The sequence below is a fragment of the Bartonella sp. AP21QHHD genome, assembly GCF_042196205.1.
Taxonomy (GTDB): domain Bacteria; phylum Pseudomonadota; class Alphaproteobacteria; order Rhizobiales; family Rhizobiaceae; genus Bartonella.
Window position 1 is genome coordinate 61576 of record NZ_JBHIPT010000116.1, and the last position, 17455, is coordinate 79030.

Annotated in this window: 11 protein-coding genes; 4 read left to right on the forward strand and 7 right to left on the reverse strand. The window is 35.7% G+C overall.

Translation table 11 applies throughout. From position 1 onward, the window contains the following. Positions 1 to 858: 858 nt before the first annotated feature. From der to ACFIMC_RS08300, 3 genes are all read right to left on the reverse strand, one after another. A complete protein-coding gene (gene der / locus ACFIMC_RS08290) occupies positions 859 to 2283 on the reverse strand; it encodes a ribosome biogenesis GTPase Der (protein ID WP_375668506.1) in 1425 nt (474 codons plus the stop codon). Positions 2284 to 2287: 4 nt separating this feature from the next. Further along, the gene (locus ACFIMC_RS08295; RefSeq protein WP_375612087.1) at positions 2288 to 2959 is read right to left on the reverse strand and encodes a tetratricopeptide repeat protein; all 672 of its coding nucleotides are present in this window, start codon (positions 2957 to 2959) and stop codon (positions 2288 to 2290) included. Positions 2960 to 3532: 573 nt separating this feature from the next. Further along, positions 3533 to 5305, reverse strand: coding sequence for an SLC13 family permease (locus tag ACFIMC_RS08300; RefSeq protein WP_375613534.1), 1773 nt, complete (start codon positions 5303 to 5305; stop codon positions 3533 to 3535). A 354-nt stretch (positions 5306 to 5659) separates the two neighbouring features. Here ACFIMC_RS08300 and ACFIMC_RS08305 point away from each other — a divergent pair, with 354 nt between their 5' ends. Both ACFIMC_RS08305 and nhaA read left to right on the forward strand, forming a co-directional pair. Beyond that, the gene (locus tag ACFIMC_RS08305; protein WP_375668505.1) at positions 5660 to 7366 is read left to right on the forward strand and encodes a hypothetical protein; all 1707 of its coding nucleotides are present in this window, start codon (positions 5660 to 5662) and stop codon (positions 7364 to 7366) included. Between the two features lie 146 nt (positions 7367 to 7512). Continuing rightward, on the forward strand, positions 7513 to 8871 hold the full coding sequence (gene nhaA / locus ACFIMC_RS08310; protein WP_375671945.1) for a Na+/H+ antiporter NhaA: 1359 nt from the start codon (positions 7513 to 7515) through the stop codon (positions 8869 to 8871). Between the two features lie 2621 nt (positions 8872 to 11492). Here the strand turns inward: nhaA and ACFIMC_RS08315 are convergent. Beyond that, the gene (locus ACFIMC_RS08315; RefSeq protein ID WP_375612083.1) at positions 11493 to 12749 is read right to left on the reverse strand and encodes an aspartate kinase; all 1257 of its coding nucleotides are present in this window, start codon (positions 12747 to 12749) and stop codon (positions 11493 to 11495) included. A 188-nt stretch (positions 12750 to 12937) separates the two neighbouring features. On the opposite strand from ACFIMC_RS08315, the gene ubiG reads away from it, so the two are divergent. Beyond that, the gene (gene ubiG / locus ACFIMC_RS08320) at positions 12938 to 13681 is read left to right on the forward strand and encodes a bifunctional 2-polyprenyl-6-hydroxyphenol methylase/3-demethylubiquinol 3-O-methyltransferase UbiG (RefSeq protein WP_375668504.1); all 744 of its coding nucleotides are present in this window, start codon (positions 12938 to 12940) and stop codon (positions 13679 to 13681) included. A 20-nt stretch (positions 13682 to 13701) separates the two neighbouring features. On the opposite strand, the gene grxC is transcribed toward ubiG, so the two are convergent. Further along, positions 13702 to 13956 (reverse strand): glutaredoxin 3, encoded by a 255-nt coding sequence (gene grxC, locus ACFIMC_RS08325; RefSeq protein ID WP_375612081.1) that lies wholly within the window; start codon positions 13954 to 13956, stop codon positions 13702 to 13704. A 47-nt stretch (positions 13957 to 14003) separates the two neighbouring features. After that, complete coding sequence (locus ACFIMC_RS08330; RefSeq protein ID WP_375613539.1) at positions 14004 to 14789, reverse strand: ComF family protein; 786 nt, start codon at positions 14787 to 14789, stop codon at positions 14004 to 14006. Positions 14790 to 14984: 195 nt separating this feature from the next. Between ACFIMC_RS08330 and ACFIMC_RS08335 the strand changes: the two genes are divergently transcribed. Then, positions 14985 to 15863, forward strand: coding sequence for a methyltransferase (locus tag ACFIMC_RS08335; protein WP_375613540.1), 879 nt, complete (start codon positions 14985 to 14987; stop codon positions 15861 to 15863). Positions 15864 to 15870: 7 nt separating this feature from the next. Here ACFIMC_RS08335 and ACFIMC_RS08340 read toward each other — a convergent pair whose 3' ends face one another. Next, a complete protein-coding gene (locus ACFIMC_RS08340) occupies positions 15871 to 17226 on the reverse strand; it encodes an L-cystine transporter (protein ID WP_375613541.1) in 1356 nt (451 codons plus the stop codon). Between the last annotated feature and the right edge of the window lie 229 nt (positions 17227 to 17455).

A 17455-nucleotide genomic window follows, 5' to 3' on the forward strand; every position in this document is an offset into this window, starting at 1 on the left:
CGTGAATAATATAAAACTCATAGAACAACCATTTTTACACTTAACAAAAGGTGTAAACCAATACCATCTTATTTTCCGACTCCCAATGTTATATCAGTCCTAGTTTTGAAAGAGAACATAGAAAGCTAAAAACAGTATGAGAGCGTTGGTTTTCTCCTTTTATTCGAATAAACTTGCACTTTTTATTTTATGAAAATGAAATAATCAATGGTTTCTATATGATCCTATTCGCAAAGTATTTTATATACGCCATTACAGGCCTCATCACGAAATGAGCTTGAGGGTATTAAGAGAAGGTCCTTTAAATACAAGATATTAATAAATCCAAAATTTCAAATAGATTAAGCCAATAGAACACAATAAAATTTAAATACGATTACCATACTACTTTATACAATTTTAATCCACTTTTATGAATTTCGCTCTTTACAATTGAATATCCGTAGATTCAGCAAATATTTTTGCTTTTTATTCAGACAAACTATCGTAAGCAAAAGCGCTTATTCATAAGCTTTATTTTTATGAAACGATAATCTAATGCTGCTTTTCAAACAAGCATCATAATTACATTCCCCTACCCTCATATTGCATCTATTCTTGCACTTTAATAACCCATTAAGAGGATTATGTACTCTTTCTTAAATACTCCCTATTAAACTCTTCTCATGACATGCAAATAAATGATCTTTATCAAGATGAGAGAACTCTATTCAATAGCGCTCATGATAAATGATTATCAATAAAATTAAAACTTTAGCAAATAAAACTTTTTCTTTTATGAAAAGAACGATCATTTAAAAAACTTATTTTTAAGATTCTTAAGTATAGATTTCATTCACTTAAAAAATTAAAGAGTTATCATTTCTTCTTGGAACGTGTCGCAAAAGGATTATCAGAGGCTCGTAATGATATGCGAACGGGTATACCAGACATATCAAATGTTTCACGTAACCCATTGACAAGATAACGCAAATACGACTGAGGCATACTTTTGGGGCGCGAGCAGGAAATCATAAATCCAGGAGGACGTGTCTTAACCTGTGTGATGTATTTAACCTTAAGTCGACGTCCAGAAACCGCAGGAGGTGGATGATGTGCCACAACAGTTCCAAGCCATTGGTTCAATTTAGCCGTCGAAATGCGACGATTCCATACACGGTGCATCATCATGACATTTTCCATCAGTTTATCAAACCCTTGACCATATTGTCCTGATAAAGGAACAGCTCTCAAACCACGAACTTGAGGAAGAAATCGCGCACATTTTTCATGCAAATCAATCAATGTGGTCTGACTGTTTTCAATAAGATCCCACTTATTGAAAGCAATAACTGGAACACGCCCTTCACGAATCACAAGATCAGCAATTTGTAAATCCTGCTTTTCAAAAGGTATCGTTGCATCAAAAACAATGACCACCACTTCTGCAAAACGAATAGCACGCAAAGTATCTGCAACAGATAGTTTTTCTAATTTTTCTTGAATTCTCGACTTTCGACGTAAACCTGCAGTATCAAAAAGTTTAATATGACGACCACGCCATTCCCAATCTACAGAAATAGAATCACGCGTGAGTCCTGCTTCTGGTCCTGTTAACAATCGCTCTTGTTTCAACATACTATTGATAAGAGTGGATTTTCCTGTATTGGGACGCCCCGCAATTGCAATCCTAATGGGCTTACTTTCATCGTAAATAAGCTCCTCTTCTTCCAAATCCTTTACATCATCACCAACAGATGCAGGTTGTATCATTCTATCTTCTTCTTTGTTGTTGCCAAAAACATGCTCTGACCCAACAGCATCTATAATTGCATCACGCAGATCACTAAGTCCCAAACCATGTTCAGCCGATATTGGGCATGGCTCTCCCAAACCTAATGACCACGCCTCATACTCTCCTCCTGTTGCCGCTCTTGACTCAGACTTATTGGCAACAAGCACAATTGGCTTTCCTGATTTGCGAACCAATGAAGAAAAATTTAAATCACTTGGTGTTATTCCGCTCTTTGCATCAAATACAAATAAAATAAGATCCGCTTCATCAATTGCAACTTTTGTATGAGAACGCATACGCCCCTCAAGTGTATGATCACCTGCTTCTTCCAGCCCAGCCGTATCAATCACATCAAAACGTAGATCTTGAAGTTTTGCCGCATGAATACGCCGATCACGTGTTACACCAGGCTTATCATCAACCAAAGCCAATTTTTGCCCAACCAAACGATTAAATAGTGTTGACTTCCCAACATTGGGACGACCAACGATAGCAATGGTAAGGCTCATCGATTTATTCCTTATTTGCCTTGCCCTCAGCTTGTATAAGCTCAAGCATCATTCGAGCCCGATCTGTTATTTTTAAACCCAAAGAACCTTCTTCAGAAATTTTCTTAAAATAATAAACCGCCTCATCCATTTTATCCGCCTTATAAGCAGCTAAGCCTAAAGCTTCTCTTGCAGACATACGCATAGGATCGGTATCACTTGCCATATCTTTGATGCGCTTTTCAACATCAGCTAATGTCCCTGTATCAACCAGAATATAAGCCGCCCGAATTTTTGCAACTTTCTGCAAAATCTGCGGTGCTTTCTCATCCGCTGCAACAGAATCAAAGATCTCCACTGACTTAATAATATCACCTTTCTCCATGAGTAAAGAAGCCTCACGTAAACGAGCAAGAAAAGGATACCCCCCAAAATGAGAGGTTTTAACAGTTTCTAATTGCTTTATCGCTTTATCAAAATCACGTGTATCCGCAAGATCAAGACTCTTTACAAATGCATCACCAATATAACCAGCTTTCTTTATTTGTGTATGATGATAAACTTGATAAGCAACTATCATGAATATAAAAAGAACAGCCGCTCCAATAATTGAAAAACCATACCGTCTCCAAAAAGCAAGCGCCTTTTCCTGACGAAATTCTGCATTCACTTCAGCAATAAAACTATCATACGACATATATCATACCTTGAAAAAAGTTACTTCACCTGTGCTTTTACGCATAAATGGATAAAGATGGTAGCCCTAATTAACTAAAAATCTTTAAATTGCTCGTTTATTTATTTTAAATCAACATGTAGCCAATTCAATCAGATTTTTGCAACAGTCTTAATCGAAAATGATGTAAGCACCCTGTTTGTTCACATTACAGCTTTTACATATTATGAAAAATTCACTGCCTTAATATTTATCATGATTGCCTATCATCTCAAGCGAACTTTCTCTCCATTATATAGAGGAATAATCTTTTAAAGTCTTCAACCGCAATCGTTGGTTGTATTGGATTATACAATTATAATAGAAAAACCAATTCTTGAAAAAACTTGAATAAACAGTAAATTTCCATGAATATCTACTAAAACCAAATAGATAAATTTTTATCTGTATCAAAAATACCGAAGCGCCATGATTACAGTGTGGTATAATTCCAAATCTTCAGTTAAAGCTCTTTATATAAAGTATATCCCTTCAACTTATCTTCATACGATTAACAACCTTTTATAATTGATTCTTAAAGTTTCTAAAAATATCCTATTGTAAAGGCCAAACCCACATAAGCATTGGAACAGCAATAATAACGATCAACACCGCCAATGGAGCACCTAAACGTGGATAATCACTAAAACGATATCCTCCTGGCGCCATCACGAGCATATTACTTTGATGTCCAATAGGTGTAAGAAACTCACAGCCCGCACCAATTGCAACAGCCATCAAAAAAGCTTCAGGCTTATAATGAAGGGAATGAGCAAAACTTGACGCAATTGGTGCTACCATCATCACTGTTGCTGCATTATTCAAAAATGGCGTAACCAACATAGCTGTCACCAACATAAGCGCTAAAGCACCGGATGGCGGGAAAAATATTGCCAATTGGCTCAGCCATTGACCAATGAGATCCGTACATCCTGTTTTCTCTAACGCTTCACTCACTGGAATAAGAGCCGCTAATAGCACTAATATTGAGCCATCTAATGCCTGATACAGATCACGCGCGGGCAAAACACGAAAGATCACCATTGCAGCAGCAGCAGAAAAGAAAGAAAAAGCAACTGGAACAATATGAAAAGCTGTAAAAATAATTGCTATAAATAAAACAGCTAAAGAGATGAAACCATGTCGTAAATTTCCAAACACAATATTTCGTTTTGCTAGGGGCAAGCATTTCAATTCTCTTAATAAATTTGGAATAACTGCATCCTGTCCTTGCAAAACAATCACATCTCCAAGATGGAAAATAATATCATCAAGTCTTCCCCGCACCCTTTCATGTTGACGACTTAACGCAAGCAAATTTACATTATAGCGATCAAATAAGGAAAACTCTTTCGCACTAATACCGATAAGAGGTGAATTATGGGTAATGACTGCTTCAATAATATCAATATCACTGTCCTTATCACCTGCAACAATAGTTCGCCCCTTAGAAAACTCTAAACGAGCAGAATTCATCACGCTATCTAACCCTGTATGTGATCCTTCCAGCAAAATAATATCATTTTCAGACAAAACAAAATCTGGTAATGGTGAAATAGATACTTTGTTTCTGATGATTTGAATCACCATAACATCACCACTTGATGGCTTAACCAAATCAACAATATTTTTTCCCACAATCGGTGAATTTATTGGAATATGTACTTCTGCAACATAATTACGAATATCAATGGCATCATCAAATGATACACCTGAACGCACACGCACAGGCAAAAGCCAATAAAAAAGAACCAAATATACAACACCAGCCGTCGCAACAACCGCACCAACTGGTGTAAAATCAAACATAGTAAAAGGTGTTCCTGCTAAACGTTCTTGCATCGCTGAAATAACAACATTGGGAGATGTTCCTATCTGTGTCATAAGCCCCCCCAACAAAGAACCAAAGGCCATGGGCATCAAAAAGACAGAAGGAGAAACCTGAGAACGACGTGCAAACTGAAAAGCTATCGGAAGCATAATCGCCAAAGCACCAATGTTTTTAACAAACATTGATAATACGACAACAGAAAGAACCAAAAACGCTAATTGAAGACGCACCGATTTCACGTCTGGCCATATCCGTTGAATAATAAATTCCATTATACCAGAGCGAGATACAGCCGTACTGACAACAAACACACTCCCCACGATAATAACGATATCATTACTAAAACCGCTAAAAGCTTCCTTCGGACTGACAAGACCAAGGGCACAAGCTATTAATAAAGTACAAATAGCAACAAGATCATAACGAAATCGATCCCAAATAAAAACAACCATCATGAGACCAATGATCGAAAAAGCCATTATTTGATTTTCTGTCATAACACTTACCTCTCCCCATTAAATTATAATGAACAAGAACATATTTTTTATGTTTTAAATATTCCTATAAACAGCAGCAAGATAAAAGCAGACATCGAAATATTTTAGGATAATTTTAAAGTGATAAAAAATTATGATGCGCATAAACTTGCCTCTCCTTATTATGCGTGCTTTTCTATAAAGTGCTGAACCCAAAGAAAATTGATAAAAGTTGATAAAGCTATATTGCAAAAAAGATGAGAATAACTCTAATATAGAGAGTAGATAATTGTTGAAACTGGTACACGCTATATTTAAACCTTTGTCGTTGCTTAAAAGAATTTATCTTCACTCTCAATTCAAAGAGTGATAAAAATGAAAGAAGAAAGAATGGTCAATCTTAATAGTGGGTATCAAAGTAACCTCAGATATTGGCTCACTTGCATTATTGGATTTGTTGCTATCTTGGCAATTATAATTGTTGGTGGATTTTATATTGCAAAACCCTATCTTGACAGTTTTGTAAGAAAAGAAATAGCCCGTCATTCCATAAAAGCCGAAACATCTGAAGTAAGCATTCTAGGTAAAATCAATTTGAAGAATGTGACAATACCTGTTCCAGCTGGTACATCACTTAAAATTGGTGCCATTTCTGCCCGTCCTCCTCTTTCCTTTATTCCCGGAACTTTTACATTTTATAATGTTGATTTAAAGTATAATAATATTCATGTGCAAATTCCCCAAATTTCTCTTCGGAATGTATCCTTAAAAGAAAAAGATAGAACGATAACATCACGTCTTTTACAATCAATGATGCGTATTGAGCTTTCCTCAATTATTGCTCCCAATATACAACTTTCTATAGAAAATAAAAATAACCGAACAGAAACGGTTGAAATCAAGAATTTCCAGCTTTCTGATTTTAGAAATAACCATATCCATTCAGTTAGTATCAAAAATATGGATCTTAAAACGATCGTAGCAAATGGTGCCAAACAGATGCAACTTATGGCTAAAAGTAATACAATAAAAGCCCATGATATCGACATCAACTATGCCTACTCTATCATTTTTGGAAAAAACAATGCTCTCAATCAAGGTAAAACCGTTACTGGCCCCATTTCTTTGAATAATATAAGTGTCGATATTTTTGAAGAAGCAGAAAAAAACAGCTCTTTCTTCCTTGGGCAGTTTAAAACATCTGGTTTAAAGATGAAACCGCTTGAGCAAACTCCTGAAAAATTAATCAAAGCTTATCTTAATGCAAGAAAAGAGAATAATAAAATCGCTGAAAAAGTAGCACAAAATGGTCTTCTTCTAAACATACTGCTCGCCATTACCTCAGCGGATGCCAAAGTTGATAATATCACCGTTGATATACCGCAGTTGAAAGCAACGCTCGAATCATTCCAATTCAAACCAAGTTTGTGGAAACAACCTATCCCTAAAAAGCTTTTTCTTTCTCTCAATAACCTTTCCGTTTTACCTAAAAAAATGAATGAAAAAGACTTAGAGTTCTTCAAAAATCTGAACTTTGAGCGCTTTAATGTTTCAGGAAAAATTGATATTTCTTACGATGAAAAAAAACGTATGCTCTTTCTTGATACAATGTCTTTCAATATGAAAAACGTTGGATCTGGGAACATCTCGGCTAAGGTTATTGATGTTGATGAAAAGCTTTTTTCTGGTCAGAAAAATATAATGATTGCTGCGTCTCAAGACCTTGGCATCAATGAAATTGATATACAATATACGGATGCAGGTTTCATTGATAAGCTTTTTTCTTATCTTGCGCAAAATCTTAATGACAGCCAACATGATCTAAAAAAGGAACTTTATGACGATTTCTATCTAATGATGACGCAGACCCCAAAAATTCTGCTAAAAAATCATGACGAAGCAGAAAAAATTTCAAAATCCTTAGGAGAATTTGCTAAAAATCCACAAACATTGATCGTTAAAATTAAAGCAAAAGATAATAAAGGTCTCGCAATAGTTGATCTCGAATCTGCTCTACAAAATGATCTATCTAAGGCTTTAAGCAAAGTACATCTCACTATTAAAAATGAAGCGTCGCGTTAAACATTTTGTGCTTTAAACATGATGATCTTGTCTATAAATTAAGAACTTTATTCCTCTTTTTTCTTTTGTATGATACAGAAGGTATCATACAAAGTCATTTATACAGAGAGTATAGAATCTAAAATTGACGATGCTTGGAGTTGTTCATGTCTGATTTATCTTCAAATCGCCTGCCTAATCGCGCTTCTCGTGTCACTAATCAAGCGCTTTCTGCTATCGAGCGTTTTCTCCATATTGAAGCTCTTAGTGGTGTTGTTCTTTTATTAGCTGCTGCTTCTGCACTTATTTTTGCCAATTCTAAATATGCTGCTTTCTATGAATCTTTTTGGCATACACCTCTTGGCTTTAATTTGGGTCATTTCACTCTTTCATGGGATTTACATTTCTGGGTTAATGATGCCTTTATGACTATTTTCTTTCTCGTCGCAGGAATGGAAATTCGACGCGAAATTCATGAAGGGGCTCTTGCCGATTTTAAACAAGCAATCTTACCAATTGTTGCTGCAATAGGGGGCGTTTGTGTTCCTGCAATTATTTACTTTATCTTCAATTTTAACGAGGGACATATCCGCGGTTGGGCTGTGCCAACAGCAACAGATATTGCCTTTGCTCTAGGTATTCTTGCTCTTCTAGGGAAAAAAATTCCCTCTAATCTTCATATTATTCTTCTATCATTAGCAATTATTGACGATATTATCGCTGTTCTTATTATTGCTTTTTTCTACTCAACAAACATTGATCCTAGCGGTTTAATGATTGCAGGAGCGGGTATTGCTTTGGTACTATTTTTTCAGTGGATCGGGCTTGCATCAGCATGGCTTTACATTTTACCTGGTGCAATCATTTGGTGGGGTTTAATGGTAACAGGCGTTCACCCATCGCTTGCTGGCGTAATCTTAGGGATGATGACTCCCGTTCTTCCTACCCGTACTCTTGTAGCGCCACTCACCATGCTCAGTAACGCTATGCAAATTCTTCAAGAAAAAAATACAAAAACAGATCTGCATCATATTTCAACAGCATTGAAAAAGATGCGCAAAGGACAACGGGCCATGATCGCCCCAGTAACACGTGTTCAAAAAGCATTGCATCCATGGGTTGCATACGGTATCATGCCAGTTTTTGCCTTCGCAAATGCAGGAGTAAGTTTTGCAAACTTTGATCTTTCTTCTGACAAATCATTCTTGATTGTTTTGGGTGTTGTCATTGGTCTTTTCATCGGTAAGCCTCTTGGTATTATCACTGCCAGTTATATAGCTGTAAAATCAGGGCTATGCCGCCTCCCCCCTCATATGACCTGGACAGGCGTTTTACTCATTGGTTTTTTAGCAGGAATTGGCTTTACAATGTCTATTTTTGTTTCAATGCTCGCTTTTAAAGATATTATTCTGCTTGATGCGGCAAAAATTGGGGTCCTTTGTGGCTCAGGTTTATCTGCCCTTATCGGTCTGGGATATGGATTTATTTATATTAAGCGCAATAAAGGAATTTCTCATAGTTCCTAACAAACTAACTGAAAATACATTTTTATGCAGAACTTTTAAAAAGCGATTTCGCTCATTTGTTGGGTTCGGACGATATTTAATGTAAAAGCTGTTGTCTCGCCTCATCTTTACACTTATGAAGGAGAAAACTAACATCATCATACTATTTACGAGCCTCTAATGTTACAACACCTTTGACTCTTAAGAAGACTTATAAGAGATATTTTTATTCCTTTCTTCAATATTCTTTTACTCATGCACCAGCTCCACTCATGATATGTACAGAAATAATTTTAATTGTTTCAATATAAAAGGCTTCGTGGTTTCAGAAAAGCTGCCTTTCGTCGGAACTATTATTCACTATAAAGAAAAATTAATTATTATAAATCAATATCTTATATTTAATCATACGAAACAGATAAGAATAAGCAAAATTCAATAATCAGTTAAGTAATTCCATGGTTTATTTTTTTCCAATAAACTACCCTCCTCGTTACTGATTTTATTGCGGTATTCTAAATAACTTTAATTTTTATCTTCTTAAAAGCACATTATTTTTGGATAAAAAATATTTGATTTATCATTATAAATCTTGAATGGAGTCTAGATATCGTATGATTTCCTCATTTCAAATCTGTACATGATGAATCAATCAAGACTATTCTCTTACACGTCACAAGACGAGGAGAAGTATGGATTATTTGAAGAAAGAAATAAGAATGCTTCATCATATCCATATAAGCGCTGTTCAACAGGAAAACTAAAAATTAAATGATGACGACCAGCTGACACCTTTGATCTAAGTAAAGGAGATGGTGGTCCCCCATAAACTTTACGTTACGCCATCCACAGGCGCCATAATGTGGGGGCTTGGGGAGAGAGATATTTCTTCAAAACAAGCGCGTAAATTGGCACTATAATAGCGTTTTTTTTACGTGAAAGGCATATACGATTTAAATAACGCAATAAACAAAAATGTGAACCAATGTGTAATATCCATTATTTAAAAGATATTGCTGTCAATACCTTTGAAAATTGTAAAGCAGAATTAAAAGGAAATTGTAAAATGGAAGTTGGTTTTTACTTTTATGGCTTCATCTCACCCAATTAGGTTTTATCTCCATTTCAGAAATTACCCCACCAGGTATACGCAACATCCTTATTCCTATCTGGCATACAAAAACAGGAGTTGCTCGTAGGCCCCTTATCCGTCTCAATATACCATCAAATATGCATCTGCACTGACATTAGATATTGATACAGGTAACAAAAAACAAAAGATTTATTTGGAATAACAACGTCATAACATCACTACTAGATTGACAATGGAGTGGAAAAATATTCCCGTTTTTTATCATCGACACATCGCTTGTCTCACTCCATGAAAGAATTAAACTTGAAGCATGCTTCCACAGGGAGCACTCTAGTTTACGTAATTAACTCGCGGGAAAAAAGAAAATCCTAGTCATTTAGACTATTCTAAAACATATGATTGGTGGAAAAATAGAGCATATATATCGTTGTTCTCCCCTTTTTCCGCTCTTATTTGATATTTATTTTCTTTTTGTTTAAAGAGCACGCTCTATATTTCTTGATATCATAAAATACTCTTCATAGATAATTTAAAAAGCAATATTTCCGAGACTTTCAAATTGTACAACGCCACATAAAATACAAGAAGGGTAAAATAATATGGCTATATTTCTCACAAGAAGAGTTTTGCTTACAAAGACCACCATTTGCAAAATATGTAAACATGATAAGAAACTAGCACGATATACTGAAAAAACGAAAGAATGTATTTCATGTGTGATTGGCAGTATGATACAGAAAATACTTATAATAGAGTAGTTAAGGGAAGAAAGTTAACCTAAAGAACATATGGAGATATCAAAAACTTTGAAAATCTTAATCATAATTCAAAAAAGAGAAATAGACATGAAAAAAATTTAAGTAATAAAATCATAAAAGCAACACACTGTAACATTATCATTAATTTTGATCTATATTTACATGATTTTATGAAAAGTACTTCTGAAGAAGCTATAAACGCATAAGATATAGTAATTTTATAACTTATAGTGCAACATAAATATTATCTATAGAGATATATTTTTTTATTGCCTCGTAATACGGAAAAAATTAAATTTTCAAGATATACGTAAAGTCATAAACAATCATTTGATGACAAACTAAACATCTCTAGAAAATACATCATCAATTCTATTTTGGTAATTCCGTCACTAATCTAATGAGCTCTAATTTCTCTAAGATTTATAATATTAAATCTGTATTGACGGGGCTGTCCCTCATGTAACATGCATCTTTTGAATAAACGCAGTGCATTGTTCCTTAGTTCTATTAAGGCTTATCGTAAAGACTTCTCCATCCCTCTCTATAGGCTCTAAAACGTTTATAGACGGCATATTTTATATCCCTTCTTAAACCGTTTTTTACCCAAACATCTTTCTCTTGTAATGTATAAGTGACCATTTTAAATTCATCATGAACAAGTTTAAAATGAGAGAGTCCTGCTGTATTAAATATTCCATTTAAATTAAAAATATAAATATCCTTAACAAAAATTATTAATATATATTAAAGCTTTACATTATTGAAACTCTGTTGAAACTAAAAAATACTTATCCCTTATCAAGTGCATAAACAGCATGTAATGTTCTAACCGCAAGTTCAGTGTAAGCACTATCAATCAAAATAGAAATTTTAATTTCTGAGGTCGTAATTGCTTGAATGTTAATACCCTTTTCAGCCAAAGCCTTAAATGCTGTAGCGGCAACACCTGCATGGCTACGCATTCCAATACCAATCACAGATACCTTGGCGAGATCGCTTTCAAACTGGAGAACATCAAATCCAATTTCTTTGCGATTCTTTTCAAGAAGTGTAACGGCTTTTTCTACATCTGATGATGGTACAGTAAAAGTCATATCAGTTTTTGAGCCATCTTCAGAAATATTTTGCACAATCATATCAACATTAATGCTTTCTTCAGCCAAGGGACCAAAAATTGCTGCCGAAATCCCTGGACGATCGGCAAGCCGACGAAGGGAAATTTGTGCTTCATCCTTAGCAAAAGCAATACCAGTAACATTTTGTTGTTCCACAATTTCATCCTCATCGCAAATAAGTGTTCCAGAAGAACTCATTGGATCCTCCATGCCTAACGCATCAGGATCCTCAAAACTTGAACGCACAAAGGTACGAACCTTATGAACCATTGCCAATTCAACAGAACGAACCTGTAAAACCTTTGCACCAAGAGAAGCCATTTCTAGCATTTCTTCAAAAGCTACTTTTGGTAAACGACGCGCTTTCGGCTCTATACGTGGATCCGTTGTATAAACACCATCCACATCCGTATAAATATCACAGCGATCAGCTTGTACAGCAGCGGCTATAGCAACAGCACTTGTATCTGATCCCCCACGCCCTAAGGTAGAAATCCGGTTATCCGGAGATAACCCCTGAAAACCAGCAATAACGGCAACCTGACCTTCCTGAAAACACTCGATTAAAAAAGATCCATCAATATTAGTAATACGTGCACGGCCATGCGCATTGTCTGTATGAATAGGAATTTGCCAACCAAGCCATGAACGTGCATTCACCCCCATTTCTTGAAGTGTCAAAGCCAACAAACCTGACGTAACCTGTTCACCAGAAGCAACCACAACATCATATTCACGAGCATCTCTATGCATAGAGGAAGCATCACTTGTCCACTGAACAAGTTCATTCGTTTTACCAGCCATCGCAGATACGACAACGGCAACCTCATTGCCTGCATCAACCTCTCTTTTGACATGCCTTGCAACATTATGAATACATTCAATGTTTGCTACAGACGTTCCACCAAATTTCATGACAATGCGCGCCATTAATAACACTCTTACCTTTACATCTCTTATCTCAAACAGTAATGAGAATTAGATGCTGTATCAACTAACCATTTTCTCGACATAGCGAATATCTATCATTTGTGCAAGTTTCATTATGATTATATTAATTTCTCTTGACTTTGTATAAAATCTACTTGACCTGATCATTAAAAATAAAGGAAGGCAACATGATCGATGAAACACAAACAACTATTGATCAAAGTGAAATTGATCATTTTTCACGTATTGCTACAGAATGGTGGAATCCACAAGGAAAATTTCGACCTCTTCACCAATTTAACCCAACACGCCTTGCTTACATCAGAGAAAAAATCTGTTTAGAGTTTAATCGTGACCCTTCTTCACTTACGCCCTTTCACAATTTGAAAATTCTTGATATTGGCTGTGGAGGAGGCTTGTTATCTGAACCAATGGCACGTCTTGGTGCTATAGTTGTAGGCGTTGATGCTGCACAAACAAATATTGAAGTCGCAAAAACCCATGCTGCTCAAAATGACCTTTCCATTGATTACCGTATCACTACGGCAGAAGTACTTGCCAATGAAGGAGAAAAATTTGATATCATCCTTAATATGGAAGTTGTTGAACATGTCGCTGACGTTAATCTCTTCATAGAAGCTACAGCAAAAATGCTGAAACCACAAGGGGTGATGTTTGTCTCAACACTCAACCGCACATGGAAAGCATGGGGGCTTGCTATTGTAGGCGCTGAATATATTCTACGTTGGCTTCCTAAAGGAACCCATGATTATAAAAAATTCCTAAAACCTCTAGAACTTAAAAATTTCTTATCAAAAAACGCTCTGACTGTCATTGATGAGATAGGTATTACTTATAACCCATTAAACGACAGCTGGAATCGCTCAAAAGACATGGGCGTTAACTATCTCCTTCTTGCAAAACGGTCTTAAGAATATGTAATTTACAAATATCATATGCCTTGTAATAAAGAATTGAGCTTTCCCTCAGCCTCTAAAGCATAAAGATCATCACAACCGCCAACGTGATAATCACCTATGAAAATTTGTGGAAATGTATTACGTCCATTTGCACGCTGTACCATTTCTTGGCGAAGGGATGTGGAAGCATCAATATCTGTATACTTTACGCCTTTTTTATTAAGCAAATCACGTGCTTTTGTACAATAAGGACAGTTAGGGCGTGTATAAATTATTACCTCTTTCATAGTATTATCCTCCAATATTTTTTAATAATATTCATTTTAAATTCCTCTTAAGAAGAGGGAAAAATAGAATCTTCTTTGAGAACACGCGAAAATGTTAGCACATCAACCTGTCGTGCACCTGCATCTTTTAATGCAGCAGCTGCTGCTGTAACTGTTGCACCCGTTGTAAATACATCATCAATCAGCAAAACAGAACATCCTTTGAGATATTTTTTAACTTTATGCGAAACCTTAAAAGCATTTTTTACGTTAAGTTTTCTCTCTCTCGAAGAAAGACTAACCTGCGGACGGGTATGCCGACAACGAACAAGCCAACTCGGTTTTAAAAGCTTTTTTTGTGATGCTGCAATGTAACGTGCAAGCTCAGCAGATTGATTATAACGCCTCTCCCAAAAACGACGAAAATGCAATGGAATGGGAATAATAACATCACAATCATCAATAACCTCGCGTCCAGCAAACATCATCCAATTGGCCATAAATGATGCCAATTCTATATGATCACCATATTTTAAGCGCGTTACTAAAGTTCGTGCAAGCCCTTTATGAACAATGACTGAGCGAACACGTGAAAAAGGATGGGAATTACGGAGTGCTTCACCACTAAGAAAACCATCCCCCATATCACAAACAAAAGGAGTCCCCATAACAGGACAATAAGGTTTTGTGATAAATTGAAGATCTTTCCAACATTCGGAGCAAATCGTACCATAAGTAGAAACATTTTGCTTACATCCAGGACAAATTGGTGGATAAAGCATCGTTTTCAAGCGTTCAACGAACTTACTTAGTATATCTCCGCTATTTAACGCCGCTTCTCGAAAATACAACATTATAAATTTAGGCTTTTACAAGTTTCCCTCAGAACAAAAGTTCCTTTGTATTTCCTCAATTTATAATTTTAATTCCTTTAAAAACTCTTACCTTCTATAAATTTATTTCTTTCATATTATAAACTTGACAGAGCTTGCACAAATAATGAACCTTTTCAAAATATATTCTTTCATAGATCGAAAGTGTTCTACAATATGTCGCATCCTTTAATTTTTGATCATAACCGCATTGAACAATTCCGAAAACGTGCCTTTCAAAAAGCAAAAAAAGGATGTGACTTTTTACTCTCTCACATGGCAGAAGATCTCTATAAACGCCTTAGCACTGTTGATCGCCTCTTTACATTAGCTCTCGATTTACACAGCCATACAGACCTTGCTGCGCAAGCTTTAATGAAATCTGGAAAAGTTTGTTCCATAGAACGCATTGAGACCGATCCGCTTTATCAAAGCCATGATAAAAAATTTCATTTACGTCATCGAGAATTTCTTGATTTACCTCAAAGTTACTGTGACCTTATTGTTTCACTTCTTTCATTACAATTGACCAATGATACCCCTGGTGTTCTAAGCCAGATAAAAAATACCCTTAAACCAGATGGCTTATTTCTTGCTGTTATGGCAGGAGCTGGTACATTAAGAGAATTGCGCGAAAGCCTGCTGCAAGCTGAAAGTGAAATTTATGATGGAGCAAGCCCTAGAATCTACCCTTTTGCCGACATTCGTGATGCAGGCGCTCTTTTACAGCGTATTGGCTTTGCCCTGCCTGTAGCAGACGTTGAAGATATCACAATACGTTATAATACAATGTTTGACCTTATGCACGATCTTAAAGCTATGGGAATGCAAAATGCACTCATCAATCGTTCACGACGCCCTGTATCCAAACGTTTTTTTCTCCGCGCAGCTGAAATCTATGCACAACGATTTAGTGATCCTGATGGACGTATTCGTGCACATTTTTCTTTCATCTGGCTCTCTGGTTGGGCTCCTCATCCCAATCAACAAAAACCGCTACAACCTGGTTCAGCGCAAATATCTCTTACAGATGTTTTACAGCCCCAAAAAATATAATCTAAAATTATTTTTTAAAAATACTTTTATCTGTTGTCCGTAATATTTGACTGGTGACCGTTCCAGCTATCATTGAATCGCTCACGTTTAGAGCAGTCCGTCCCATATCAATTAGCGGTTCAATAGAGATAAGTACAGCAACCAAAGTAACAGGAAGCCCCATAATTGGTAACACAATCAATGCAGCGAAAATAGCACCTCCCCCCACACCAGCAACACCAATAGAACTCAACGTTACAACACCAATAAGCGTAGCAATCCAAGTAGGATCAAGAGGATTAATACCCATAGAGGGTGCAATCATGGTCGCAAGCATCGCTGGATAAAGACCAGCACAACCATTTTGTCCAATTGTTGCCCCAAAAGAAGCTGCAAAACTCGCAATGGATTGTGGTACACCTATCCACTGTGTTTGCGCTTCAATATTCAAAGGAATACTTGCAGCACTTGAACGACTGCTAAAAGCAAATGTTAAAACTGGTAAAACCTTTTTGAAAAAACGAAAGGGATTAATCCCAGAAATACCAAGCAATACACCATGAATTCCAAAAATTAAAATAATACCGACATAAGAGGCAATGATAAAAACCAGTAAATTTAAAATATCTGTAATACGCGATATTGCTCCTACTTTCGTCATAAGTGCAAAAATACCATAAGGCGTCAAAGCAATCACAATACGGACTAACCGCATAATCCAAGCTTGTGCCACTTGAATAAATAAAAGCGCTTTTTCTCCTTTTTCTGGCTCATCTTTCTTTAAAAGAAGAACCGATGCACCTAAAAATGACGCAAAAATCACAACACTAATAATTGACGTACGTTTAGCTCCACTCAACTCAGCAAATGGATTTTTAGGAATCATAGACAAAATCATCTTTGGTATATTCATATCTCCAAGTTTAGAAATATGACCTTCAAGAAGAGCAGAAACATTTTGCCCTTCATGCACCAAACCATCGGTTGTTAATCCAAAAAAATTAACCACAAGCACACCAACCAATGCTGAAAGAGCCGTTGTAAAAAGCAATATTGAAATTGTTATTATACTCATCTTTCCAACAGCATAAACAGAATGTAAATGAGCAACTGCTGAAACGATAGAGATAAAAACCAATGGCATAACAATCATTTGCAACAATAAAATATAGCCCTCACCGACAATGTTAAACCATTCAACGGATTTCAATAAAGTGCTTTCACCCTCTCCATAAATAAACTGCAAAACACTTCCAAAAATCAAGCCAAGGATAAGCCATAGCATAACACGTAGTGAAAGACTCCATTGCATTTTCTTACTTTGAAAAACCAACAATAAAAAAATAACAAATAGAAATAAATTGACGAAAAAATTAAATGTCATTGTCTATGCTCACTATTATTATGGTTGACATAAATAATCTGCATAATTCAAAATCAATGCATGATATTTAAAATTAACCTATAAAGCTTACAAGGCTTTTACAAAATCATTATTTTTTTAATTTATAGATTAAAAGAGAATTTTTTATCTACTAATAACTGTTTAAAGAAAATAAATAAAATTATTTTCTTATTATTTAAATTTTCACTCTCATAAAATAGTTAAAAAA